Origin of the sequence: Streptomyces herbicida (genome assembly GCF_032656585.1) — a bacterium.
GTDB lineage: Bacteria > Actinomycetota > Actinomycetes > Streptomycetales > Streptomycetaceae > Streptomyces > Streptomyces herbicida.
In genome coordinates this window covers 79943-103315 of the sequence record NZ_JAUYWJ010000024.1, presented here as the reverse complement: position 1 = coordinate 103315, position 23373 = coordinate 79943, and the positions used below count along the sequence as shown (strand labels likewise).

The following is a 23373-nucleotide window of genomic DNA, read 5'->3' as shown; positions in this document are numbered from 1 at the left end:
GGACGTCGGGGATGAGCACCAAGGACTTCATCGAGAAGGACTACTACAAGGTCCTCGGCGTCCCCAAGGACGCCACCGAGGCCGAGATCAAGAAGGCGTACCGGAAGCTCGCCCGCGAGTTCCACCCGGACGCCAACAAGGGCAACGCCAGGGCGGAAGAGCGTTTCAAGGAGATCTCCGAGGCGAACGACGTCCTCGGTGACCCCAAGAAGCGCAAGGAGTACGACGAGGCACGCGCCCTCTTCGGCAACGGCGGCTTCCGCCCGGGGCCGGGCGCGGGCGGCGGCTCCTTCAACTTCGACCTGGGCGACCTCTTCGGAGGCGGAGGCGGCGGCGCCCAGAGCCAAGGGGGCTTCGGCGGAGGCTTCGGAGACGTCCTGGGGGGCCTGTTCAACCGGGGCGGCGGCGCGGGCACGCGCACCCAGCCCAGGCGCGGCCAGGACATCGAGTCCGAGGTCACGCTGAGCTTCACCGAGGCCATCGAGGGCGCCACGGTCCCGCTGCGGATGTCCTCGCAGGCCCCGTGCAAGGCCTGCTCCGGCACCGGCGACAAGAACGGCACACCGCGCGTGTGCCCGACCTGCGTCGGCACGGGCCAGGTCGCGCGGGGTTCGGGCGGCGGCTTCTCGCTCACCGACCCCTGCCCCGACTGCAAGGGCCGCGGTCTGATCGCCGAGCACCCCTGCATGGAGTGCAAGGGCAGTGGCCGCGCCAAGTCGTCCCGGACCATGCAGGTCCGCATCCCCGCGGGGGTGACCGACGGTCAGCGCATCCGGCTGCGCGGCAAGGGAGCTCCCGGCGAGCGGGGCGGCCCGGCGGGCGATCTGTATGTCGTCGTGCACGTGGGTGAGCACCCGGTCTTCGGCCGCAAGGGCGACAACCTCACGGTGACCGTCCCGGTGACGTTCACCGAGGCGGCGCTCGGCGGCGAGGTCCGGGTCCCGACCCTCGGCGGCCCCGCCGTCACCCTCAAGCTGCCTCCGGGCACGCCCAACGGCCGCACCATGCGGGCGCGGGGCAAGGGCGCGGTCCGCAAGGACGGCACCCGCGGGGACCTGCTGGTCACCGTCGAGGTGCGTGTTCCCCAGGACCTGTCGGGGAAGGCTCGTGACGCGCTCGAGGCGTATCGCGAGGCGACCGCGGGTGAGGACCCGCGGGCGGAGCTGTTCGAGGCCGCGAAGGGAGCTTGAGGGTGATGGACGGCCGTCGACGTAATCCGTATGAACTGACCGAGGAGACCCCGGTCTACGTCATCTCGGTGGCGGCCCAGCTCTCCGGACTCCACCCGCAGACGCTGCGCCAGTACGACCGCCTGGGTCTGGTCTCCCCGGACCGGACCGCCGGCCGGGGCCGCCGCTACTCGGCCCGTGACATCGAACTGCTCCGCCAGGTGCAGGCGCTGTCGCAGGACGAGGGCATCAACCTGGCCGGCATCAAGCGCATCATCGAACTGGAGAACCAGGTCGCCGCGCTCCAGTCCCACGTCGCGGAGCTGCAGTCGGCCCTGGACGGCGCGGCTGCCGCGATGCAGCAGCGCGAGGCCGCCGTCCACGCCTCCTACCGCCGGGACCTGGTCCCGTACCAGGAGGTCCAGCAGACCAGCGCGCTGGTGGTGTGGCGGCCGAAGCGGCAGCAGCAGGACTGACACCGACGCATGCGAAAGGGGCCCGGAGGATCTCCTCCGGGCCCCTTTCGCATGCGCATTTCCCGTGCGCTCAGAGCCAGGAGTCCCAGATGCCGTAGGCCCTCTGGTCCCGGATCTCCTCGTGGCCGGCCGGGTCGGTGTAGATCGCCCGGTAGTAGTACAGCCCGAGCCGGTCCTCGTGCACCGAGTGGTCCATGTGGAACTTCGGGTCGTCGACCTTGCCGGTGGCGAACAGGGTCCAGGAGTTCGTGGCCGGGTCCCAGCGCTCCCAGCGGTAGTCCGTGAAGTCACCGCACGGCTTGTCGTAGACGGTGACCCCGCAGCGGACGTACAGCTCCGGGTACTGGCTCTCGCGGACCTCGGTGCCCGTCCAGTCCGGCGGCCGGGTGTCGGGCAGGGTCACCGAGACGTCGGCGGTGTGGAAGGCGTCGACGTCGGTCTCGTGGACGAGACCGGTGCCGTCCGTGGCGGCCACCCGGTAGACATGGGTGGCGCCGTCGGGGACGGTCGGGCAGAGGATCTCGGTCTTCGCCAGCGATGTACCGGTCCAGCAGTTGGCCTCCCACACCGTCGCGCCGGTGTCCGGGTCGACGGCGCTCTGCCACACGTGATAGCCGGTCACGTCGTCGTCGGCGGGCGGCGTCCAGGTCAGACGGACACCGAGCGGGATCTGTTCGGCCGTCAGGTTCCCGACCGGGGCCGGGCGCTGGGTGTCCGGTGTGGTCGCGGTGGCGGCCGGACCGGGCCGCGACTCATGGCCGTACGGGTCGATCGTCACGACCGTGTAGTCGTACGTCGTCTCCGACGCGCCGGAGACGTCCCAGCAGACGCCGTTGATCTGCCTGCTCCCGGCGTACGCGGGGGCGTCGTCGCCGGTCCAGGTCCAGTACGTCTCGGGGTCCGTCGGCGGCAGGTCCTGCGAGCTGTTCGGCTTGCACCCGGTCACGACGCCGCTCGCGCCGGTCGCCTTGTCGGTGCGGACGATCCGGTAGGTGAGCAGCGGCCGGTCCTCGCCGAAGGTCCACGGGTCGGCGCTGCTCCACTCGACCATCACGCCCGCGCCGTACCGGTTCGCGGTGGTCCGGAACGCGGGGACGGCCTCCGGACGGTCGGCCATCGTCAGCGTGACCTCCACCGGGGCGGCCGCGTTGCCCGCCCGGTCCACCGAGCGCACCGCGTACCGGTAGGTGTCGGCGACCGCGAGCTGCCGGCGCGGGACGACGTCGGTGTCCATGGTGGTGCGGACGGCGGTGCCGGTCCCCGTGTCCGTGCCGGGCAGGGCGTCGAGGTAGCCGCCGGTCGCCGGGTCGTACTGGAGGACCTGGTACGAGGCGGCGCCGTCGACCGGGGACCACACCAGGTGGGGCACGCCCGAGCGGTACTCGACACGGGCGTCGGCGGCGGTCGCCGGCGGGGTCATGTCCGAGGTGGTGAACGTGGTGGCGGCCGAGTACACGGACCAGTTCCCGGCGGCGTCGCGGGCCCGGCCCCGGTAGGTGACCTTGCTGCCGTCCGCGCGGTACCCGGTGTCGCAGATCGCGCCCTTGGCGCCGGAGTACACGGTGGTCCAGGACTTGGTCACGGGGTCGAGCCGCTGCATCTCGTACCGGGCGATGTCGGCCGCGTTCTCGGCCGTGGTGACGAGCTCGGGGGCCGAGTAGGGCTGGTTGTCCGGGCAGATGTCCATCTCGACGAACGGCGCGGCCGGCGGGGTCCTGTCGACCGTGGTGACGGGCTGGTCGGCCGTACCCGCTGACTCGTTCCCGGCCTTGTCGTAGGCACGGACCTCGTAGTAGTACGTCGCGCCCGTCTTCGGCACGGTCGCGTCGGTGTACGAGGTGGAGGCGGTCGTCGCGAGCGGCCTGCTGCCGAAGGAGCCGCCCTTGAGCCGCCGGTGGACGCGGTAGCCGGCGAGGTCCAGCTCCTTGTTCTTCGCCCAGCCGATTTTCGCCTTGCCGGTGGCTCTGTCGTAAGTGACCGACATGCCCGTCGGGGTGAGGGGCTTGACCTTGTCGACGGTGGCGGAGGTGCGCGGGGTGTAGGCGAAGCTCACATCGGCGGCGCCGGTCACGTTGATGTAGTCGACGCGGAGGGTGTGCGGGCCCTTGGACAGGGTGAGCTTCAGCGACTTCTTCTGCGTCGTCGAGACGTTCTTCCAGAGGTTGATCTCGCGTTCGCCGTCGACGAAGACGCGGATGCCGTCCTGGGTGGCCGCGGTGAGTGTGAAGGGGCCCCCGGAGCCGAAGTCGCGTGTCACGGTCCAGCGGACGCCGAAGTGGTCCTTGGGCAGGCCGGAGGCGGGGGCGCCGGAGCCCCAGTTCTGGTTGATCGCGGAGTCGCAGTCGGTCTTCTTCGGCGTGCCGGAGAAGGCGGTGTTCGCGTAGAACGTCCGGGTGTACACCGGTGAGGCGCACGTCGTAGCGGCGGACGCGGGGGTGACGGAGACCGCGCTCAGCAGGGTGCCGACGGCGGAGAGCACGACAGCCGTGGCAGTCGAGCGTCTGGCTGGGTTCATTCGGTCCTCTGGTCGAATCGGAGGGCGGCGCACGGCCGCCGGTGATCACGACTCGCGAGGATTGGAGTTGGTTGTACTGATCTTTACCCTCCCGTGAACTTCCGTTGAGTGGAGGGTCCGTAAAGGGTGTTTGGAGGTGATTCCGCTGCACCTTCACAGGTGAAGCGGAGCGTGGTGTTGCGCACTCGTTAAGTAGTTCGCCTTGACGACGGGTGTTGCGGCCGCGTTGTCTTTTCAGACATCTGGGTCGCAAAGCAGCCCCACATCCGGAACGCACCTGAAGTGAGCCCCCGAATGCGTCGTATCGCCATATCTGTGGCAGCCTCCACGATGACCCTCTCGCTCGCCGGCTGCGGCGTGCTGAACGCTTCGGGGAGTTCGACCGACGCAAGCCCGACCAAGGGCAACGACCTCACGGTGGGGCTCCTGCTGCCGGAGACGGCGAACACGCGGTACGGGAAGTTCGACTACCCCATCATCAAGAACAAGGTCGCCGAGCTCACCAGGAAGCAGGGCAAGGTCGAGTACGCCAACGCGGGGGCGAGCGCCGGCAAGCAGTCTCAGCAGATGCAGCAGATGATCGCCGACAAGGTCGACGTCATCCTGCTCGACGCGGTCGACTCGCACGCCATCGCGGGCGATGTGAAGAAGGCGAAGGACGCGGGCATTCCGGTCATCGCGTACGACCGTCTCGCCGAGGGTCCGATCGACGCGTACATCTCCTTCGACAACGAGCTCGTCGGTGAGGTGCAGGCCCGTACCCTGCTGGACGCCCTGGGGTCGAACGTCGACACCTCGGACAAGGTCGTCATGGTGAACGGCTCGCTGACCGACCCGAACGCAAAGCAGTTCAAGCAGGGCGCGCTCTCCGAGCTGACCGGCAAGGTGACGATCGCGGAGACGTACGACACCAAGGACTGGAAGCCGGAGAACGCCACGGCCGAAATGACCGAGGCGATCAACAAGATCGGCAAGGGCAACATCGCCGCCGTCTACTCCGCCAACGACGGCATGGCGGCGGGTGTCATCAAGGCCCTCAAGGCCGCGGGCGTCACCGACATGCCGCCGATCACCGGCCAGGACGCCGAGCTGGACGGCGTGCAGCGGATCGTCGCCGGCGAGCAGTACATGACCGTCTACAAGTCCTACCCGGCCGAGGCCGAGAGCGCCGCCGAGATGGCCGTCGCCAAGGTCCAGGGCAGGGACATCCAGTTCGACGCCCTCACCCAGGACCGCGTCGACAGCCCGACCAACAAGGACATCCCCGCCCAGCTCGTCACCGTGACCGCCCTGACGAAGGAGAACATCAAGGACACGGTCATCGCGGACGGCATCTACAAGATCTCCGACATCTGCACCGCCAAGTACAAGGCGTCGTGCGCGACGATCGGCCTGAAGTAGCCGACGGGGTGTTCACGCCGGTGACCTGGACGCTCCGGAAGCCCGGGTAGCGACCGGGGCACAGGTCAATGCGGCCGAAAGCCAGGTGTTCACCCGCGAGGGTGGGGCGTCCACCAGGGCGTGCCCTTCGCCGGTTGCGCGCCCATCGGCCGGGCGCGCCGGGCGTGTCGAAGTCGGATGTGTGCCGGGCGGCGGCGCGAGGCCCCGTTGGGCGGCCGTGCGTTGTCCGCCGGGGCCCGGCAGGCGTCGTCATCGGTCCGGGGCGGATCGATTTCGGCCACGTGCATGCGTACCCCGCCATTTCAGCCGCCTCACGCGCCGTACGGCCGGCGCGGCGGCCCCGGCCGGACGGGGTGTCCGGGCCGAGGCTGTGTCAGGTGTTCGGGCGCCCGGTGGAAAGCGGGTACTCCGATGCGCCTGTGGCCATGGGTTCACCACCGTCAGCTTGTTGCAACGGGAGGGGAGGAGGCCAGGAGGAAAGGGGTGATAGCGGGGGTTTACGGCAGCCGTGGCGTGGAGAGCCGTGTTGCGGAGCCGCATCCGTCCGCGCATAGTTGCGCCACGGAAGTGGCAGCAAACCGGGGGTGGAATGGGCGATGGCCGGGCACGGAACGGAGGAGCATCCACACGGTGCCGACCGACTGTGCGAGGCCGGGGATCGCGTGTATTCCCGGGCCGTACGGCGGGGCCGCGTGTCGCGCACCGACGCCGAGCCGGTGCCCTGCCTCCTTGAGCTGGCCCTGCTGCACCCCGACCCCGACGACATGGACTGGCTGGTGCCGACCTCCCCGCAGGAGGTCATGACCCGGCTGCTGCGCGGGGTCTACGACGAGGTCAGGGACAGCCAGCGGCGGGTGGGTTCGGCGGTGGCGGCCGTCGAGTGGTACGCCGGTCTCGGGCGTCAGCTCCAGGCATCGGCGTCGCCCTCGACGGAGGGCACGGCGATCCGCGTGCTGGACGGGCTGTCCCGTATCCAGGCCGCGATGGACGAGGCGACCGAGGCCTGTACGACCGAGGTGCTGACGGTGCAGCCCGGCGGCATCCGGCGGGAGGCCGAGCTCACCGAGGGCCTGCACCGCGCGCTCGCGCTGCGCGGCCGGGGCGTGCGCATGCGCGACCTGTACACACATGTGGCCCGGCACGGCCAGGGCCTGCTCAACTACCTGGAGCTGATGGGCGACGCGGTCGAGGCCCGTACCCTGGACGAGGTCATCGACCGGCTGATCCTCTTCGACCGCACGGTCGCCTTCATCCCCGCGAACGCCGACCGCACGATGGCCCTGGAGCTGCGCCACCCGGCGGTGGTCGAGTACCTGGTGACGGTCTTCGAGCGGCTGTGGCGCCTCGCGGTCCCGCTGACGGCCGCGCTGCCGGACACCGGTATCGAGGGCATCTCGCACCGCGAGCAGTCCATCGCCGCGCTGCTGGCGGAGGGCCACCAGGACGCGGTGATCGCCGAGCGCCTGGGCATCAGTGTCCGGACGTGCCGGGCCCATATCGCCCGGCTGTCGGAGACGCTGGGGGCGGCGAGCCGTACCCAGCTGGGCGTGCGGATAGCGCAGGTGGGGCTGGACGGCCCGCCGCGCACCGCCGATGTGGCCGCGGTCGGCATTCCCGATCAGGAATCCCCGAGCGTGCGATGAGACGGCCGAGCCGGGCCCGGCTCTCGCTGCCGAGCGGCGCGGCGAGTCCGGCGATGTGGACGCGGGCGGTACGCACGTTCATGCCCACGGCCACAGCCGGTCGAAGGCCGTCGTGAAGAACCTGAGCAGCGCCGGGTGGCGCACTTTCGGGGCGAGCCGCCCGTCGTCGGCGGGCAGGATCGCCATCGTGCGGTCGATGATCCGCGCTCACCGGTGGCCGCCCTCGCCCGGGATCGAGGTGTCCTGCTTGAGGATGCCCGACTGGGCTATGAGGTAGCCGAGTTGGGCGCGGCTGCCGCTGCCCAGGGCCTGGGCCAGCTTGGCGATGTGTGCGCGGCAGGTGCGTACGTTCATGCCCAGCCGGCGGGCGATGGCCTCGTCGACATGGCCCTCCACCAGCAGTTTCGCGATGGAGTGCTGGATCTCGGTGATGCCGTGGGAGGCGACCTCGTAGGGCCCGCCCATGCTCAGCGGGACCGCGCGGCTCCACATGAACTCGAAGACCTTGATCAGATAACGGACCAGGCCCGGCTGCCGGAGTTCCAGCGCGACCTGCTGGTCCTCGCGTATGGGGATGAAGGCGACGCTCTCGTCGCAGATGATGAGCCGCTCCACGAGTTCGTCGATGGTGCGGTACTCCGCCTTGCCGTCGGCGAGATGGGACGCGTAGGCCAGCTTCTCCGGGCTGTAGCGGGCGGTGTGCTGGTACAGCGTGCGGATTCGGACGCCCCGTTCGATGAGCGGTCTGTCGCGCTCCAGCCCCCGCAGCACGCTGGCCTCGGAGACCCGGTCGCTCGGCTGGATCGTGAGCACTTCGCTCTGGCACTGCTCGGTGGCGAGATTGAGGGCCGCGTTGATACGGTCACCGCCCTCGAGGATGGTGAGCGAGTCGCTGGTCGCCATCACCTGTGTGCTCAGTGACATGAAAGGCTCGAACACGTCGGCGAGTTCGATCGACAGACGCCGGCGTTCTGTTATCTCGCGTTCGATCGGGTTGAGCCGGTGTGCCAGGGCGATCGCCGGGGGTACCGGGCGAAGCCAGTCGGCGTCGTCCGGATCCGGATGGAGCAGGGCGAACTCCATCAGGCAGGGGGCGTCCACGACATCGGACCGAGCGACGCGTCCCGTGCGCAGGGCGACGGCGTAAAGTCGGCGTCCCTCCTCGCACAGATCGGTCACCGAGTGGGGATGTATCGCTTTCGCCCGATTCGTTGCCAAATCTCCACCCCCCAGGGTCCTGAACATGCAGGAACATGATGCACCGATTGTGTGGCCACCACGTGCCCGAATGAGCCATCGTCGTACCTGACGGGGGAAAAGGGGACCTTCAAGTGAGGACGAAGCCGAACATGGGGAACAAAGTGCTTCGCTCGGTACTTGTCGCCGCTCTCTCCGTCATAGCGACTGCCGGAGTGTGGAGTGGCTACTCCGAGGCGAAGGGTGACGTCCGTGCTAACACCACGTGGCCGAGTGTCGTGGCGGATGCCGTGACCACGGGCGAAACCAATGGGCAGATCTCGATGACCGATGGAGCCGGGAGCTGAAGTGACCACTCCACCCGACGACCGATCCTTCCGCCGCGAAATGGCCACCGCCTACCGCTCCGGCTGGCACTTCATCGACCTGGTCACCGCCATCCCCCACAGCGGCGACTCGTTGATGGTGACCGTCTTCGGAGAGCCGGTCGTCGTCACGCGGGACGAGGACGAGGACGTACGGGCCTACCGATGCCTGCGCAAGCCCCGAGGTGCGCCGCAGCCGGTGCGATGCGCCATCCGGTACGGAATGATCTTTGTGAACCTGGACCAGCGGGATCACCGGCTGACCGAGCCGGAGGTCTCGGACGTAAGGACCATCTCGGCCACCCCCCGCAGTGCCTGACGCGATTCCCCCGTCGTAAAAGATCGCTCAGGTACTTCCCCCCGCAGCGGCGTCACCGTGACCTGAACACGGTGACGCCGCTGCAGTTTCCGGCGACATTTCAGGGTATGGGCGCGCTTCCACGGTGACCGAAACCCGCCGTGTGTCACCCCCGCCCCAGCGCCCGCTCCACCTCGATCTCGATGAGCACCCGGTTCGGGTTCGGCGACGGCGTTCTCTCGTAGCGCTCGGCATAGCGGCGCTCCGCCTCCGCGATCCGGTCCGGGTCGGTGCGCACGAAGGCCCGCCCCTCCAGCGTCGCCCAGCGGCGTCCGTCGACCTGGCAGACGGCGACCCGCGCACCGAGGGGATCTGCGGCGAGGACATGGGTCACCTTGGTGCTCGTCCGGTTCGTCAGTACCCGAGCCAGCCGCGCCCCGGGGTCGTATGTCACTCCGACGGGGACGACGTGCGGGCTGCCGTCCGGGCGGAGCGTCGTCAGCGTGCACAGGTGGCGCTCACGCCAGAAGGCGAGGTACGACGCGTTCGGGGCTACCGGGTCCACGGAGTATGTACTCATGGGCCCGGAAGCTAGCCCCTGAAGACCCCCCGCCCCCACCTTGAGTGGAATAGACTCAACTTTGTGTACGCTGGTTAAGTCAGCACTGGGAGAGGCCGACGAGCCGACGCCGAGGAGGAGAACGCGAACGTGGACGCCGAGCTGACCAACAGGAGCCGGGACGCGATCAACACGGCCACCAACAGGGCCGTGACCGAGGGGCATGCGGACCTGACGCCTGCCCACCTGCTGCTGGCGCTGCTGCAGGGTCAGGAGAACGAGAACATCACCGACCTGCTGGCCGCGGTCGACGCCGACCAGGCCGCCGTACGGTCCGGGGCGGAGAAGGCCCTCGCCGCGCTGCCCAGCGTGGCCGGATCCACCGTTGCGCCGCCGCAGCCCAACCGCGAGCTGCTCGCCGTCATCGCGAACGCGGCCGACACCGCGAAGGACCTCGGCGACGAGTACCTGTCCACCGAGCACCTGCTCATCGGCATCGCCGCGAAGGGTGGCGCGGCCGGCGAGGTGCTCTCCCGGCAGGGGGCCACACCGAAGAAGCTGCTGGACGCCTTCCAGAAGGCAAGGGGAGGACGCCGCGTGACCACCGCCGACCCGGAGGGGCAGTACAAGGCCCTGGAGAAGTTCGGCACCGACTTCACCGCCGCCGCGCGCGACGGCAAGCTCGACCCCGTCATCGGGCGGGACCAGGAGATCCGGCGGGTCGTGCAGGTGCTGTCCCGGCGGACCAAGAACAACCCGGTGCTGATCGGAGAGCCCGGCGTCGGCAAGACCGCCGTCGTGGAGGGGCTCGCCCAGCGGATCGTGAAGGGTGACGTCCCCGAGTCCCTCAAGGACAAGCGGCTCGTCGCGCTGGACCTCGGCGCCATGGTCGCCGGGGCCAAGTACCGCGGTGAGTTCGAGGAGCGCCTGAAGACCGTCCTCGCGGAGATCAAGGACTCCGACGGGCAGATCATCACCTTCATCGACGAGCTGCACACGGTGGTGGGCGCGGGCGCCGGCGGCGACTCCGCCATGGACGCGGGCAACATGCTCAAGCCCATGCTCGCCCGCGGTGAGCTGCGCATGGTCGGCGCCACGACCCTCGACGAGTACCGCGAGCGGATCGAGAAGGACCCGGCGCTGGAGCGGCGCTTCCAGCAGGTGCTGGTCGCCGAGCCGACCGTCGAGGACACCATCGCCATCCTGCGCGGGCTCAAGGGCCGGTACGAGGCGCACCACAAGGTGCAGATCGCGGACAGCGCGCTGGTGGCCGCGGCCACCCTGTCCGACCGGTACATCACCTCCCGCTTCCTGCCCGACAAGGCCATCGACCTGGTCGACGAGTCCGCCTCCCGGCTGCGCATGGAGATCGACTCGTCCCCGGTCGAGATCGACGAACTCCAGCGCGCCGTGGACCGGTTGAAGATGGAGGAACTGGCCCTCGACAAGGAGACCGACCCGGCCTCCCGCGAACGCCTGGAGAAGCTGCGCCGCGACCTCGCCGACAAGGAGGAGGAGTTGCGGGGCCTGACCGCCCGCTGGGAGAAGGAGAAGCAGTCCCTCAACCGGGTCGGCGAGCTGAAGGAGAAGCTCGACGATCTGCGCGGCCAGGCCGAACGGGCCCAGCGCGACGGCGACTTCGACACCGCCTCCAAGCTGCTGTACGGCGAGATCCCCGCCCTGGAGAAGGAACTGGAGGCCGCCTCGGAGGCCGAGGAGGAGGCCGCCAGGGACACGATGGTCAAGGACGAGGTCGGCTCCGACGACATCGCCGACGTCGTCGCGTCCTGGACCGGCATCCCGGCCGGCCGCCTCCTGGAGGGCGAGACGCAGAAACTGCTGCGCATGGAGGAGGAGATCGGCCGCCGGCTCATCGGCCAGAGCGAGGCCGTACGGGCCGTGTCGGACGCGGTGCGGCGCAGCCGTGCCGGTATCGCCGACCCGGACCGCCCCACCGGCTCCTTCCTCTTCCTCGGCCCGACCGGCGTCGGCAAGACCGAACTCGCCAAGGCGCTCGCGGACTTCCTCTTCGACGACGAGCGGGCGATGGTCCGCATCGACATGTCGGAGTACAGCGAGAAGCACAGCGTGGCCCGGCTGGTCGGCGCGCCCCCCGGCTATGTCGGCTACGAGGAGGGCGGCCAGCTCACCGAGGCCGTGCGCCGGCGCCCGTACAGCGTCGTGCTCCTCGACGAGGTGGAGAAGGCGCATCCCGAGGTCTTCGACATCCTGCTCCAGGTGCTGGACGACGGCCGTCTGACGGACGGTCAGGGGCGTACGGTCGACTTCCGCAACACCATCCTCGTCCTCACCTCCAACCTGGGCAGCCAGTACCTGGTCGACCCGGTCCTCGGGGAGGAGGAGAAGAAGGAACAGGTGCTGGAGACGGTCCGGACAGCCTTCAAGCCGGAGTTCCTCAACCGGCTCGACGACCTGGTGGTCTTCTCCGCGCTGGACAAGGAGGAGCTGGCCCGGATCGCCCGGCTGCAGATCGACCGGCTGGCCAAGCGGCTGGCCGAGCGGCGGCTCAGCCTGGAGGTCACGCCCGAGGCGCTGGCCTGGCTCGCCGACGAGGGCAACGACCCGGCGTACGGCGCCCGTCCGCTGCGCCGCCTCGTCCAGAGCGCCATCGGTGACCGCCTCGCCAAGGAGATCCTCTCCGGCGAGGTCAAGGACGGCGACACGGTCCGCGTGGACGCCTTCGGCGACGGGCTGATCGTCGGCCCGGCCACCGGCAAGACGCTCTGACGCCTGCGGCCGTGTGACACGGGCGGTGCGGCCCCGTGCCCCCGTGTCACACGGTGAACGCGGTGAAGTGCGCCCGCGCGGTCCGGTGGATCATGTCAGCCGTGGGCTGACAGGCCACGCCGGGGCTTGCCACCCCCCGCCCCGGATGAGGGAGGATGGCGGAATCCGCATGAAGGGAAAATCACGGTGACCATCGACCCGTCCTCGATTCCGAACTTCGGGGGCCAGCCCGAGCCGCAGCCCCAAGGACCGGCGGGCCCCGTCGTCCCGGATCAGGACCTCGTGAAGCAGCTCCTCGACCAGATGGAGCTCAAGTACGTCGTCGACGACGAGGGTGACCTCGCGGCGCCGTGGGAGCAGTTCCGTACGTACTTCATGTTCCGTGGGGAGGCCGAACAGGCGGTCTTCTCGGTGCGCACGTTCTACGACCGCCCCCACAAGATCGACGAGAAGCCCCAGCTGCTGGAGTCCATCGACGACTGGAACCGGCGGACGCTGTGGCCCAAGGTGTACAGCCACACCCACGACGACGGCACGGTCCGCCTCATCGGTGAGGCGCAGATGCTGATCGGCACCGGCGTCGACCTCAACCACTTCGTCTCGTCCACGGTCAGCTGGGTGCGGGCCGCGATCGAGTTCGACAAGTGGCTGGTCGAGCAGCTCGGCCTCGAGGAGGAGGTCAACGAGGCCGAGGAGCCCGGGGACGACGAGGAGTAGAACCCTCGGCAGCCGCGGAGCTACAGCGGGGTGTGGGCGATCACGACCAGATACGCCCCGTACACGAAGGAGAGCCCGGCCAGGGCGCAGACCACCACGGTCGCGTGCCAGGGCCGGGCTCTCGCCGTCCGTACCAGCGCCCGGGCCAGCGGCAGCAGCAGCGGGAAGGCGGGCAGCAGGAAGCGCGGCTTGGACTCGAAGAAGCCGGAGCCGCCGAGCGCGATGAGCAGCAGCACTCCGCTGTGGACGAGCAGCGGGAGCGGCGCGCGGTCGGCGATCAGCAGCGCGTACATCAGCACGGCCGCCGCCACGATCACCATGGTCATGGGGAAGACAAAGCGGTTGCCGTGCAGCAGCAGCTGGCGCACGAAGTGCAGCGACCCGTGCCCGAAGTCGAACCGGGACCCCCACAGCCGCTGCACCTCGAAATAGCCGCCGAGCAGATTCCCCCTGCGCCGGCCGACCCAGAGCACATACGCCGTCCACCCCAGCGGGGCCAGCGCGGCGCCCGTCCACAGCCTGTGGGAAACCCGGCCGCGGCGCCGGAAGGTCCGGTAGGCCTCGCAGACCGCCGCGGCCAGGACGGCGGCGGCGACCGCGAAACCGTTGGGCCGGGACAGCCCGGCCAGCGCCGCAAGGCTCCCCGCCCACAGCCAGCTCCCGCTCAGGACCGCGTACAGCGACCAGGCGGCGAAGGCGGTGAGCACCGGCTCGGTGTACGCCATCGACAGCACGACCGAGTGCGGGAGCAGCGCCCACAGCAGCACCAGTGCCGTGCCCACGGCCCGCCCGTACAGCCGCGCCCCGATCGCGTGGATCCCGCAGGCGGCGATCCCGGCCGCGGCCCACGACACGATCAGCCCGGCAGCGCCCCCGCTCAGCGGCGTCAGGGCCGTCATGACCCGCACCAGCGCCGGGTACAGCGGGAAGAACGCCAGGTCGCTGTGGATGACGGTGGGGTGGAAGTACAGGGTGCGGCCGTAGCCGTGCGCGGCGATGCCCAGGTACCAGAGCGAGTCCCAGGACCGGCCGAGCAGGGCGAGCGGCTGCCTGCCGGTGGCCCACGCGGCCACGGCGAGCACGGCCGTTCCGGCGAGCCGGGCGGCGAGGAACAGCCCGACGGCCACCGCGCTCGCCGCGCCGAGCGACAGCGCGGAGCCCGTGGACAGCCCGGGGCGCGCACGATGCAGCGTCTCGGGCTCGGTGACGGTGGGCGTTGCGACGGTGGTGGCGTGGGTCACACCCGCACATTGCAGGAGGAAACGGGCCGTCGCGACCGATGGGCGGCCGTGCGGGTGCGATTTCACGACGCCCGGCGTGGCTGCGTGACACGGGGCGGCGTGTCCGTCGCGCCCGCACGGCCGCGGGTCGGCGAGGATCGACGGTGACCGACACACCGACCGGAGCGAGGGGGAAGAGTGTTCAGCAAGAAGGAAACGCACATGGTCGTACTGAACGATCTGGACGAGGCGCGCGCCGCGATCCAGCGGGCACTGAACGACGCCACCGGGAGCGACACGGCAGCCGGGCTCCGGCGGGCCCTGGAGATAGTCGACGGGATCGGCGACGGCAGGGACCCGCGCGTGCGCTGGGCCGCCCAGGTGCTCGCCGAGGCCGAACTGGACCCCCGGGAACAGGAGGTCAAGGCCGTCAAGGCACTGCGCGAGGCCCTGCCGGGACTGAGCCTCATCGCGGCCGTGGACCTGCTCAAGCAGACCCAGGCCGCGGCCTGAGTCACAGGCGGCGCAGGCGCTCCACCGCCTCCCGCAGGACCTCTTCCCGCTTGCAGAAGGCGAAGCGGACGAAGGGGGCGCCCGCCTCCCGGTCGTCGTAGAAGACGGCGTTCGGGATGGCCACCACACCCGCGCGTTCGGGCAGGGCACGGCAGAAGGCGAAGCCGTCCTTCTCGCCGAGCGGGCGGATGTCGGTGGTGACGAAGTAGGTGCCGGCGGGCTTGAAGACCTCGAAGCCCGCCTGAGCCAGACCTGCCGCCAGCACGTCACGCCTGGCCAGCATGTCCGCGCGGAAACCGGTGAAGTACGCGTCGGGGAGCGCGAGGGCCTCGGCCACCGCGTACTGGAACGGGCCCGAGGCCACATACGTCAGGAACTGCTTCACCGAGCGCACGGCCGTCACCAGCGCCGGCGTGGCGGTCACCCAGCCGACCTTCCAGCCGGTGAAGGAGAACGTCTTCCCCGCCGAGCCGATCGTCACCGTCCGCTCGCGCATCCCGGGAAACGACGCGAGGGGCAGGTGCTCGGCGTCGTCGAAGACCAGGTGCTCGTAGACCTCGTCCGTCACCACCAGCAGGTTCCGCTCCACCGCCAGCTCCGCGATCGCGGCCAGCTCCTGGCGGGTGAGGACCGTGCCGGTGGGGTTGTGCGGGGTGTTGATCAGCAGTAGCCGGGTGCGGTCGGTCACGGCCGCGCGCAGCTCGTCGAGGTCGAGGCGGAAGCTTCCCCCCTGCTCGAGATGCGGGCGCAGGGTGACCGGGACACGGGTGCCGCCCGCCATGGCGATGCTGGCGGCGTAGGAGTCGTAGTACGGCTCGAACGCGATGACCTCGTCACCCGGTTCGAGCAGCGCGAGGAGGGCGGCGGCGATGGCCTCGGTGGCACCTGCCGTCACCAGGACCTCGGTGTCGGGGTCGTAGGACAGGCCGTAGCGGCGCCGCTGGTGCGCGGCGATCGCGGTGCGCAGTTCGGGGATGCCGGGACCGGGCGGGTACTGGTTGCCGTGGCCCTCGCGCAGGGCGCGTACGGCCGCCTCCCGGATCTCCTCGGGTCCGTCCGTGTCGGGAAAGCCCTGGCCCAGGTTGATCGCCCCGGTCTTCACCGCCAGGGCGGACATCTCGGCGAAGATCGTCGTCCCGAACTCGGCGAGCCGACGGTTGAGCAGCGGGCGTGCGCTGGAGGTCATGCCGGTCATCCTGCGCCGAAGCTCTGGAGTTCCTCAACTCACCTACGCCGACGGGCACCTGCGCAAGTGTCCGCTGCGCCGCCTCTGAGCAGGGGCGGCGCTGTTGTCGACTGTCGTCATCTGTCGACGTCGGCCACGCTCGGACGGCCCACAGACGGCCCACAGACGGCCCCAGGGATAACCCCGGGGCCGCCAGCGTGGCCCCTCGATGCGAACTATGGGCGTGGTGGTCGCTGAGGTCTCCTGGGCTGGCGGGGCACCTGGCTAGAGGCGAAGACGGTTGGCGCTGGTCGGTGGGGTTGCTGTATTCCGCTGATGTACTGCGACGGTCCAGGGGCACCGGCCGAGCAGTCCACGGGCGGACCTCGGGCCCAAGTTCGGTCAGTAGCTAGAACACGGCGATTCCGACCGGGCCGTTGCCGACGCCGATGGTCCTGACCACCCGGTTATTTCCGGTGTTGATCACCGACACTGCGTCGTCGGGGAAACGGGTCACGTAGGCGCGGTCGCGGGCCGGGTCCACCGCCACCTCACTCGGGTTGCTGACGGGGATGGTCGCGACCACCGTGTTCGTGATGGTGTTGATCACCGACACGGAGTCGCCAGCGAAGTTGGTCACGTAGGCGCGGGGGTTGCGCGGGTCCACCCCCACGCCGAACGGACCGTCGCCGACAGGGATGGGGGATCCGATCGTCTGGTCGCTGGTGGTGTCGATCACCGACACGTTGTCGTCGTCGGTGTTGGCCACGTAGGCGCGGGCGCGGGTGGTGTCCACCGCGATCCCTTCAGGGTCTCCGCCGACGGGGATGGTCGCGACCACCGTGTTCGTGTTGGTGTCGATCGCCGACACCGTGTTGTTCCCTTCGTTGGTCACGTAGGCGCGGGCGCGGGCCGGGTCCACCGCCACTTCGAGCGGGACGTTGAAACCGGGAATGGATGTGACCACCGTGTTCGTGTTGGTGTTGATCACCGACACGGTGTTGTCGAAGTCGTTGGCCACGTAGGCGCGGGCGCGGGTCCGGTCCACCGCAATCCCGAACGGGCCGTTGCCGACGGGGATGGGTGACCCGACCACCGTGTTCGTGGTGGTGTCGATCACCGACACGTTGTCGGAGTTGGCGTTGGTCACGTATGCGCGGGCACGAGGCACGTCCACCGCCACCTCGTACGGGTTGTCGCCGACGCCGATGGTCCCGACCACCCGGTTATTCTGGGTGTTGATCACCGACACGCTGTCATCGAGGCGGTTGACCACGTAGGCGGGGTCGCCATGCCCGTGTGAGTCCTGGTCTGCCGAGGCCTGCGGGGCGAGACCGGGCAGCAGGGCGGTGCACAGTGCCGCCAGGGCCCCAGCGACCCATACTCGCCGCGCAAGTCGTGCTGGCCTCGATCGCTTGTTGGGGCGTCGTTCGGGAACGTGGGTGCACTCGTCCCAGGTGCTCTGCATGCATAACTCCTGACTGGGCTGCCACCTCTGTTTCAGTGGCCACTGGTCGCATCCTCAAGTCAGTTCGGCGCCCAGTCGGGCAGGCTCGACGGAACGTGTAGCGAGGTCACCGGGATGGCTGGTGGGTGGTCGGGTGTCGTTGGCCTGCTGGTATTGGGCTCGTTCTGCAAGCTCTGAGGCGGGCACTCGGCCACGCGGTCGACGGAGTCTTAATGACCGAGTCAAGCGGGCTGGCTGCGGGATGAGCTCTAACGAGCCCAGTCGAAAGGCATCGGTGCGCCCTGGGGGATCACCCAGGGATGGGGATAGCAAGCCTGACAGCCAATGCAGCGCGCGACGAACGGACCGACCTCGGGGTTCGTGAGAACGCTGTAGTGGCTGGAGGGCTGAGCCGGGAGCATGTGCCCGTTCGCTGTCGTCTCCAAGCCGGGCCACTCCGGCGAGCATTGGCACGGGTGCTCTAGTGCAAACGAGTCGCCGTCGGGAGTCTCGGCGGTGCGCTTGAAGAGCTTGGCAAAGTTCTCGCGTATCGACACTGCGGCGACTCTTCTCCTTCACTGCGCCCGGCTCTCGGGCCCACGACAGTAACCGAGGCCGGTGGACCCTTGATGACTCGGTCAAGCTGCTGAGACGGCTGGTGTCCTCGCCGGTGGGGTGGCGGTGAAGGGGCGGTTGTCGCGCAGCAGGGCCCAGAGGACGTTGACGCGGCGGCGGGCGAGAGCGATGACGGCGGGGATGTGCTTGTGGCCCTGGGCTCGTTTCTTGAGGTAGTAGGTCCGGTTGGGGCCGTCGCGGATGATGCTGGTCTGCGCGGAGAGGTAGAACACTCTGCGCAGGCGGCGGCTGTAGCGCTGGGGTCGGCGGAGGTTGCCGGTGCGGCGTCCGGAGTCTTTGGCGACGGGGACCAGGCCGGCGGCGGAGGCGAGGTGACCGGCGTCGGGGTAGGAAGCCAGGTCACCCGCGGCGACAAGGAACTCTGCGCCGAGGATGGGACCGATCCCCGGCATCGACTCGATGACGGCGGCCTGCGGATGGGTGTGGAAGGCGTCGCTTATCTGCCGGTCGAGCTGCTTGAGCCGTTCGTCCAGGACCAGCACTTGCGCGGCGAGGTCTGCGGTGATGCCCGCGGCCGTGTCCTGGCCGGGCAGTTGGATGTGCTGGGCATGCGCGGCGGTGAGTGCGGTGGCGGCGACCGTTTCGGCGTGGCGCACGCCTCGTGCGGCGAGCCAGCGGGTCAGGCGGGCCTGGCCGCAGCGGCGTAGGGCGGCGGGGGTCTGGTAGCCGGTGAGCAGGACCAGGGCGCCCTTGTGGTCGGCGTAGTCGAAGGCCGCTTCCAGGGCAGGACTGATGCCGGTGAGCACGTCGTGGAGGCGGTTGAGCAGACGGACCCGGTCGGCGATCAAGTCGGAGCGGTGGGTCGTGAGCAGAGCCAGGTCAGCGGCCCGGTTCGTGGGCACCTCGACGGGGGCGAAGTCCCTCCTCAGAACCGGAGGCCCGCAGCTTCCCGCGTCCGGGGGTGTCCGCATGAGCGCCATAGCTTCGGTGTGGGATCTGCTGGACGCTGTGCCGTCCCGTCCGGCGTGCCCCGGCTGCGGCTGCCGCCTCCCGCTGTGGACGTGGGTGGAACGCCGGGACGGTGACGAACTCACCCATGACGGCCGCACTCCGTGCCCGGAAGGACTCTTCCGGTGGAAGACCGGGGCCGCCGGGTGACCGTGACCTTCCCCGTCCCCCCGGAGGCCGTGGCCGGTGCTGCGGCCTCCCTGGGCACCGACCCTCTGACCCTGGCCGACCTGCTGCGGGTCGCCAACGCGCCCGGCTTCGATCGCTGGCAAGAACAGATCAAGCGCACGGGCGGCTGCTCCAACCCCATCCGCCTGACGGGCCAGACCGTCACCCGCGACGCCAAGACCGGCGACGTTCTGTACTCGTACTCGACGGCGGACGAGCCGGGCGGATGCCTCCGCGTGGCCTGCGGCAACCGCCGTGCCTCGCGCTGCCCCTCCTGCGCCTGGACCTACGCCGGGGACGTCTACCACCTGATGCGCGCCGGGATCACCGGTGACCCCCGGATGGGCATATCCAGGGAGATTGGCCAGCATCCCGGCGTCTTCGCCACTCTGACGGCGCCCTCGTTCGGCCCGGTCCACAACCGCCCGGCCTCCGGCCGTTGCCGCTGCGGCGCCAGGCACGCCGAAGACGACCCGGCCCTGGGCACGGCGCTCGATCCGGCACGGTACGACTACGCCGGGCGGTGCTGTGGAACAACCACGCCGGAGACCTGTGGCGCCGGTTCACGATCTACCTGCGTCGTGAGGTCGCCGCCCGTGCGGGCCTGACCCAGTCGGCCATACGGGAGGTGTGTCGGGTCTCCTTCGGCAAGGTCGCCGAGTTCCAGAAGCGGGGCGCCGTGCACTTCCACGCGGTCATCCGCCTGGACGGTCCGGACGGGCCTGACCTCCCTCCGCCGGCCTGGGCCACGGTCGCGCTCCTGGACGATGCCATCAAGGCGGCTGCTGCCCGGGCCTCCGTTCCGCTCCCCGCGGCCGGGGACTTCCCGGCCCGCACGCTGCGGTGGGGATCCCAGGTCGACGTGCAGGCCATCGGCGGCCTGGAAGGCGTGGAACTGACCGACGGGGCGGTCGCCTCGTACGTGGCCAAGTACGCCACGAAGGCAGCGGAGACCACGGAGACAGTAGACCGCCGGATCGGGGAGCTCTCGGAACTCGACGGGCTGCCCCTGCCCGCGCACACGCGACGGCTGATCTGTGCAGGTCAGGGGCCTTTGCCTCGGTAGAACCCTCTGAAGTTCCTCAACTCTGCTTTGGCGGACAAGGCGGCCGGGCATCCCCGTGTCACGCGGCGGTCACACGGCGGCCGCGCGAGAGCGAGGCGCCCACGGGGGGCCGCTTCGGGGGAACGGAAGGAGGGTGACGCCATGGTCCTCGGCATCATCCTGGCGGTGGTCCTGGTCCTGTTCGTCGGGGCCATGGTGAAGGGATCGCGCACGGACCGGTACGGCAAGAGGTACCGGAGCGGCTCCCGCTCGTCGTCCTCGTCGTCGAACGACAGCGGCAGCTGGTGGGCTGCCGGGAGCGCGGACGGCGGCTCGTCCGGGGGGCACCACGGCGGCCACGGCGGCCACGGGGGCCACCACTCGTGCGGCGGCGGTCACTCCTCGTGCGGGGGCGGCTCGTCCTGTGGCGGGGGCGGCGGATGTGGCGGCGGGGGCGGATGCGGGGGAGGCAGCTGACACGGGGCAGCTGAGCTCCGGAGAACAGGGGGAACCGTATCCGGGCCGCACACCGAGCGCCCGCCGGGAGAAGGCATCCGGCGGGCGCTCCGGCGTATGCGCGGGGCGCCAGGCGCACTCTGTTGTTGAACAGTTGAGCTGTGGAGCCCCCTGAGGGATGGAAACCCCACGAAGTTGGGTAAAAACGCTGTGGCAGCGCCACAGTTCATGATTCCCTCTAAATCACCAACGCAGCCCCTCGGACGCCCTGCAGACGCCTTCTCCCCGGCTGGGCAGGCGGGACCCACCGGGCAGACGCGGCCGATCTCCCGGTACCGACCGAGGTGCGCCGGACCACACTCCCCTTTCTCTTTGCGTGCCAGCGGAGCCGATCCATGCTCACGACCCTGAACACCTCCTACACCGATACGCGCGCGGCCGACCTAGCCTGGGCCCTGGGGCGCGAGCCGCTCCCCGCCCTGGCCACACTCGACCTCGAACTGAGCGGCGCGCAGCTCCAGTTGAGACTCCTCGGAGCGTCCCACCAGGTACTTCTCGAGGAGAAGCAGGGGGGCTGTTCGGAGACGGTGGCGTGCATTCCGGGGTCCAGCACGCCCCTGCCGCTGGGCGTCGCCAAGCGGGTCGGCGACTGGGAGTACGAGTTCGCGGCCCGGGTGGAGGTGCTCTCGCCGGGCTCATTCGCGGGCCGCGCCCAGGAGTTGCTGGCCCTCGTCTCCGACCACCCGCACGGTCTGGCCGGCGTCTTCCCCGGCAGCCCGCACGCCTTCACGGCGCTGCTCGCCCAGCGGCACGAGGGTCAAGTGCACTGGCGTACTTGGCATGCGTATCCGCAGGACGGCCAGCTGGTCGCGACCCGGACGCGGGTGGGCGTAAGGGTGCCGGCGGCTCAACTCAGCTAGCGGGAAGGCCACCGGGGCGAACAGCGCGCAGACACAAACACCTTGCGTGTCAACGTGCTTCACTTCCACACGTGTGGGTGACGAAGCGTACCGAGCGTGTGACGTAACGTCGCAGAGTGATCGAACCGCAGGCGCCCGCCCCACCCGGCACACCGCCGCCCTGGGGCCCTCCCGTGCGGCTGCCCGTGCGGCCCGGGACCGGTCGGTTCCTCGTCCTCGCGTGCGTCTTCGTCTGCGCGGCCTGCGGACTCGTCTACGAACTCGAACTCGTCGCCCTCGCCTCGTACTTGATCGGCGACTCGGTCACCCAGGCATCCGTCGTCCTGTCCGTCATGGTCTTCGCGATGGGCATCGGCTCCCTCGCCGCGAAACGGCTGCGCTGGCACGCTGCCGCCGGATTCGGCGCCGTGGAGGCGGCGCTCGCGCTGATCGGCGGGTGCAGTGCGATGGCGCTGTACGCGGTCTTCGCCTGGACCGGCGGCTGGGGCGGCATGTGGGCCAACGGCCCCCGCTGTCTCCTGGTCGCCTTCTCCCTCGCCATCGGCCTGCTCATCGGCGCCGAAGTCCCGCTGCTGATGGAGCTGATCCAGCGCATCCGGCGCCAGGACGCGGGCGGCGCGGTGGCCGACCTGTTCGCCGCGGACTATGTCGGAGCGCTCGTCGGAGGACTGGCCTTTCCCTTCCTGCTCCTGCCGTTCCTGGGGCAGTTGACCGGCACCCTGCTCACCGGCGCGGTCAACGTCGTCGCGGGCGGTGCCCTGGTGCTCGGGCTGTTCCGCCGCGATCTCACCCGGCGCGCCCGCTGGCTGCTCCTGATCGCCAACGTCACCGTGCTCGGTGTCCTCGCCTCGGCCGCCGTACTCGTCGACGACTTCGAACGGGCGGCCCGGCACGCGGTGTACGGCAAGGACGTACGCGTCGCCCTGCAGACCGACGTCCAGGAAGTGGTCCTCACCGGCGGCACGCACGGCCGCCCGCTCGACCTCTTCCTGGACGGCCGGCTGCGGGTCGGCGGCCGCGACGAGCGCCGCTACCACGAGGCGCTGGTCCATCCCGCGATGTACGGCGCCCACGCGCGCGTGCTGATCCTCGGCGGCGGGGACGGGCTGGCCGTGCGGGAGGTGCTGCGCCACCGGGACGTGCGGCGGGTCGACGTCGTCGAGCTCGACGCGGGCCTCGTCCGGCTGGCCCGCCACGACCCGGGGCTGTCGCGCCTCAACGGGCACGCGTACGACGACGGACGCGTCCACGTCACCACCGCGGACGCGTTCTGCTGGCTGCGCGGGGCGCCCCGGGCGGCGTACGACGTCGTGATCGCCGATCTGCCCGACCCCGGCATCACCGCCAGCACGAAGCTGTACTCGCAGGAGTTCTACGGCCTGGCCCGGCGAGCCCTGGCACCCGGCGGCCGCCTTGTCGTGCACGCGGGCCCCGTCTCCGCCCGCCGCCAGGTCTTCTGGACGGTGAACGCCACGCTGCGAGCGGCCGGCTTCGCCACGGCCCCCTACCGGGTCCCCGGCCACGACTCCGGCTTCGCCGCGGGCCCCGACCGCTCGGCCGGCGCGTCCCGGTCCCCCCACGACTGGGGCTTCGTCCTGGCCGCCACCGGCCCCTCGGCCCCTCCCCTGCGCCTGGACCCGCACGGCCCCCGTCTCCGCACGCTCACCGCGAGGACCCTCGCGACGGATGCCGAGGAGGCGGCGCGTATGCGGCTCGGGGGGCTGCCCGCATCGACCCTGGTGCACCCGCGCTATTGAGCGGGGGCGG

At 70.2% G+C, this 23373-nt stretch carries 17 protein-coding genes and 3 pseudogenes; 12 read left to right on the top strand and 8 right to left on the bottom strand.

Annotated elements, in window-relative coordinates; translation table 11 throughout:
* The first annotated feature begins 11 nt into the window (after positions 1-11).
* Entirely contained in the window at positions 12-1190 is a 1179-nt protein-coding gene (dnaJ, locus tag Q8A52_RS38530; RefSeq protein WP_316760438.1) for a molecular chaperone DnaJ, read from the top strand.
* 5 nt (positions 1191-1195) lie between these two features.
* Entirely contained in the window at positions 1196-1645 is a 450-nt protein-coding gene (locus Q8A52_RS38525; protein ID WP_316760436.1) for a heat shock protein transcriptional repressor HspR, read from the top strand.
* A gap of 70 nt (positions 1646-1715) precedes the next feature.
* Here the strand turns inward: Q8A52_RS38525 and Q8A52_RS38520 are convergent, their stop codons facing one another.
* Positions 1716-4160 (bottom strand): PA14 domain-containing protein, encoded by a 2445-nt coding sequence (locus tag Q8A52_RS38520; RefSeq protein ID WP_316760434.1) that lies wholly within the window; start codon positions 4158-4160, stop codon positions 1716-1718.
* Positions 4161-4454: 294 nt separating this feature from the next.
* On the opposite strand from Q8A52_RS38520, the gene Q8A52_RS38515 reads away from it, so the two are divergent.
* Both Q8A52_RS38515 and Q8A52_RS38510 read left to right on the top strand, forming a co-directional pair.
* Entirely contained in the window at positions 4455-5561 is a 1107-nt protein-coding gene (locus Q8A52_RS38515) for a substrate-binding domain-containing protein (protein ID WP_316760429.1), read from the top strand.
* 596 nt (positions 5562-6157) lie between these two features.
* Positions 6158-7204: a helix-turn-helix transcriptional regulator gene (locus Q8A52_RS38510; protein WP_316760426.1), complete on the top strand. Its 1047-nt coding sequence runs from the start codon at positions 6158-6160 to the stop codon at positions 7202-7204.
* Here Q8A52_RS38510 and Q8A52_RS49295 read toward each other — a convergent pair.
* Both Q8A52_RS49295 and Q8A52_RS38500 read right to left on the bottom strand, forming a co-directional pair.
* Positions 7173-7292 (bottom strand): annotated as a pseudogene (locus tag Q8A52_RS49295) (helix-turn-helix transcriptional regulator); the annotation flags it as partial. The gene Q8A52_RS38510 and the pseudogene Q8A52_RS49295 overlap by 32 nt on opposite strands.
* 119 nt (positions 7293-7411) lie before the next feature.
* The gene (locus tag Q8A52_RS38500; RefSeq protein WP_316760423.1) at positions 7412-8449 is read right to left on the bottom strand and encodes a helix-turn-helix transcriptional regulator; all 1038 of its coding nucleotides are present in this window, start codon (positions 8447-8449) and stop codon (positions 7412-7414) included.
* A gap of 339 nt (positions 8450-8788) precedes the next feature.
* On the opposite strand from Q8A52_RS38500, the gene Q8A52_RS38495 reads away from it, so the two are divergent.
* The gene (locus Q8A52_RS38495; RefSeq protein WP_316760567.1) at positions 8789-9085 is read left to right on the top strand and encodes a (2Fe-2S)-binding protein; all 297 of its coding nucleotides are present in this window, start codon (positions 8789-8791) and stop codon (positions 9083-9085) included.
* A gap of 145 nt (positions 9086-9230) precedes the next feature.
* Here Q8A52_RS38495 and Q8A52_RS38490 read toward each other — a convergent pair whose 3' ends face one another.
* A complete protein-coding gene (locus tag Q8A52_RS38490) occupies positions 9231-9644 on the bottom strand; it encodes a pyridoxamine 5'-phosphate oxidase family protein (RefSeq protein WP_316760420.1) in 414 nt (137 codons plus the stop codon).
* A gap of 129 nt (positions 9645-9773) precedes the next feature.
* On the opposite strand from Q8A52_RS38490, the gene clpB reads away from it, so the two are divergent.
* Positions 9774-12371, top strand: a complete 2598-nt coding sequence (clpB, locus tag Q8A52_RS38485) for an ATP-dependent chaperone ClpB (protein ID WP_316760418.1) — start codon at positions 9774-9776, stop codon at positions 12369-12371.
* 186 nt (positions 12372-12557) lie between these two features.
* Positions 12558-13088 (top strand): type III secretion system chaperone family protein, encoded by a 531-nt coding sequence (locus tag Q8A52_RS38480; protein WP_316760415.1) that lies wholly within the window; start codon positions 12558-12560, stop codon positions 13086-13088.
* Between the two features lie 20 nt (positions 13089-13108).
* On the opposite strand, the gene Q8A52_RS38475 is transcribed toward Q8A52_RS38480, so the two are convergent.
* Positions 13109-14329: a hypothetical protein gene (locus Q8A52_RS38475; protein WP_316760413.1), complete on the bottom strand. Its 1221-nt coding sequence runs from the start codon at positions 14327-14329 to the stop codon at positions 13109-13111.
* A gap of 201 nt (positions 14330-14530) precedes the next feature.
* Between Q8A52_RS38475 and Q8A52_RS38470 the strand changes: the two genes are divergently transcribed.
* On the top strand, positions 14531-14821 hold the full coding sequence (locus Q8A52_RS38470) for a hypothetical protein (RefSeq protein ID WP_316760410.1): 291 nt from the start codon (positions 14531-14533) through the stop codon (positions 14819-14821).
* Position 14822: 1 nt separating this feature from the next.
* Here Q8A52_RS38470 and Q8A52_RS38465 read toward each other — a convergent pair whose 3' ends face one another.
* The 3 genes and pseudogenes from Q8A52_RS38465 to Q8A52_RS38455 all read right to left on the bottom strand — a co-directional run.
* The gene (locus Q8A52_RS38465) at positions 14823-16016 is read right to left on the bottom strand and encodes a pyridoxal phosphate-dependent aminotransferase (RefSeq protein ID WP_316760406.1); all 1194 of its coding nucleotides are present in this window, start codon (positions 16014-16016) and stop codon (positions 14823-14825) included.
* A gap of 379 nt (positions 16017-16395) precedes the next feature.
* Positions 16396-17454, bottom strand: a complete 1059-nt coding sequence (locus tag Q8A52_RS38460) for a YncE family protein (RefSeq protein ID WP_316760403.1) — start codon at positions 17452-17454, stop codon at positions 16396-16398.
* 617 nt (positions 17455-18071) lie between these two features.
* Positions 18072-18935, bottom strand: a pseudogene (locus Q8A52_RS38455) (IS110 family RNA-guided transposase); the annotation flags it as partial.
* A 261-nt stretch (positions 18936-19196) separates the two neighbouring features.
* Here Q8A52_RS38455 and Q8A52_RS38450 point away from each other — a divergent pair.
* The 4 genes and pseudogenes from Q8A52_RS38450 to Q8A52_RS38435 all read left to right on the top strand — a co-directional run.
* Positions 19197-20221, top strand: a pseudogene (locus Q8A52_RS38450) (replication initiator); the annotation flags it as partial.
* A 171-nt stretch (positions 20222-20392) separates the two neighbouring features.
* A complete protein-coding gene (locus tag Q8A52_RS38445) occupies positions 20393-20707 on the top strand; it encodes a hypothetical protein (RefSeq protein ID WP_316760400.1) in 315 nt (104 codons plus the stop codon).
* 374 nt (positions 20708-21081) lie between these two features.
* Positions 21082-21606, top strand: coding sequence for a DUF2617 family protein (locus Q8A52_RS38440; RefSeq protein ID WP_316760398.1), 525 nt, complete (start codon positions 21082-21084; stop codon positions 21604-21606).
* Positions 21607-21722: 116 nt separating this feature from the next.
* Positions 21723-23363, top strand: a complete 1641-nt coding sequence (locus Q8A52_RS38435; protein ID WP_316760395.1) for a polyamine aminopropyltransferase — start codon at positions 21723-21725, stop codon at positions 23361-23363.
* Positions 23364-23373: the final 10 nt, after the last annotated feature.

Excerpts from the sequence above, each read along its gene's own strand:
- dnaJ (WP_316760438.1), top strand. The coding sequence starts at position 12 with ATGAGCACCAAGGACTTCATCGAGAAGGACTACTACAAGGTCCTCGGC.
- Q8A52_RS38465 (WP_316760406.1), bottom strand. The coding sequence starts at position 16,016 with ATGACCGGCATGACCTCCAGCGCACGCCCGCTGCTCAACCGTCGGCTC.
- Q8A52_RS38495 (WP_316760567.1), top strand. The coding sequence starts at position 8,789 with ATGGCCACCGCCTACCGCTCCGGCTGGCACTTCATCGACCTGGTCACC.
- Q8A52_RS38525 (WP_316760436.1), top strand. The coding sequence starts at position 1,196 with ATGGACGGCCGTCGACGTAATCCGTATGAACTGACCGAGGAGACCCCG.
- Q8A52_RS38520 (WP_316760434.1), bottom strand. The coding sequence starts at position 4,160 with ATGAACCCAGCCAGACGCTCGACTGCCACGGCTGTCGTGCTCTCCGCC.
- Q8A52_RS38490 (WP_316760420.1), bottom strand. The coding sequence starts at position 9,644 with ATGAGTACATACTCCGTGGACCCGGTAGCCCCGAACGCGTCGTACCTC.
- Q8A52_RS38470 (WP_316760410.1), top strand. The coding sequence starts at position 14,531 with ATGGTCGTACTGAACGATCTGGACGAGGCGCGCGCCGCGATCCAGCGG.
- Q8A52_RS38445 (WP_316760400.1), top strand. The coding sequence starts at position 20,393 with ATGGTCCTCGGCATCATCCTGGCGGTGGTCCTGGTCCTGTTCGTCGGG.
- Q8A52_RS38510 (WP_316760426.1), top strand. The coding sequence starts at position 6,158 with ATGGCCGGGCACGGAACGGAGGAGCATCCACACGGTGCCGACCGACTG.
- Q8A52_RS38460 (WP_316760403.1), bottom strand. The coding sequence starts at position 17,454 with ATGCAGAGCACCTGGGACGAGTGCACCCACGTTCCCGAACGACGCCCC.
- Q8A52_RS38515 (WP_316760429.1), top strand. The coding sequence starts at position 4,455 with ATGCGTCGTATCGCCATATCTGTGGCAGCCTCCACGATGACCCTCTCG.
- Q8A52_RS38440 (WP_316760398.1), top strand. The coding sequence starts at position 21,082 with ATGCTCACGACCCTGAACACCTCCTACACCGATACGCGCGCGGCCGAC.
- Q8A52_RS38500 (WP_316760423.1), bottom strand. The coding sequence starts at position 8,449 with ATGTTCAGGACCCTGGGGGGTGGAGATTTGGCAACGAATCGGGCGAAA.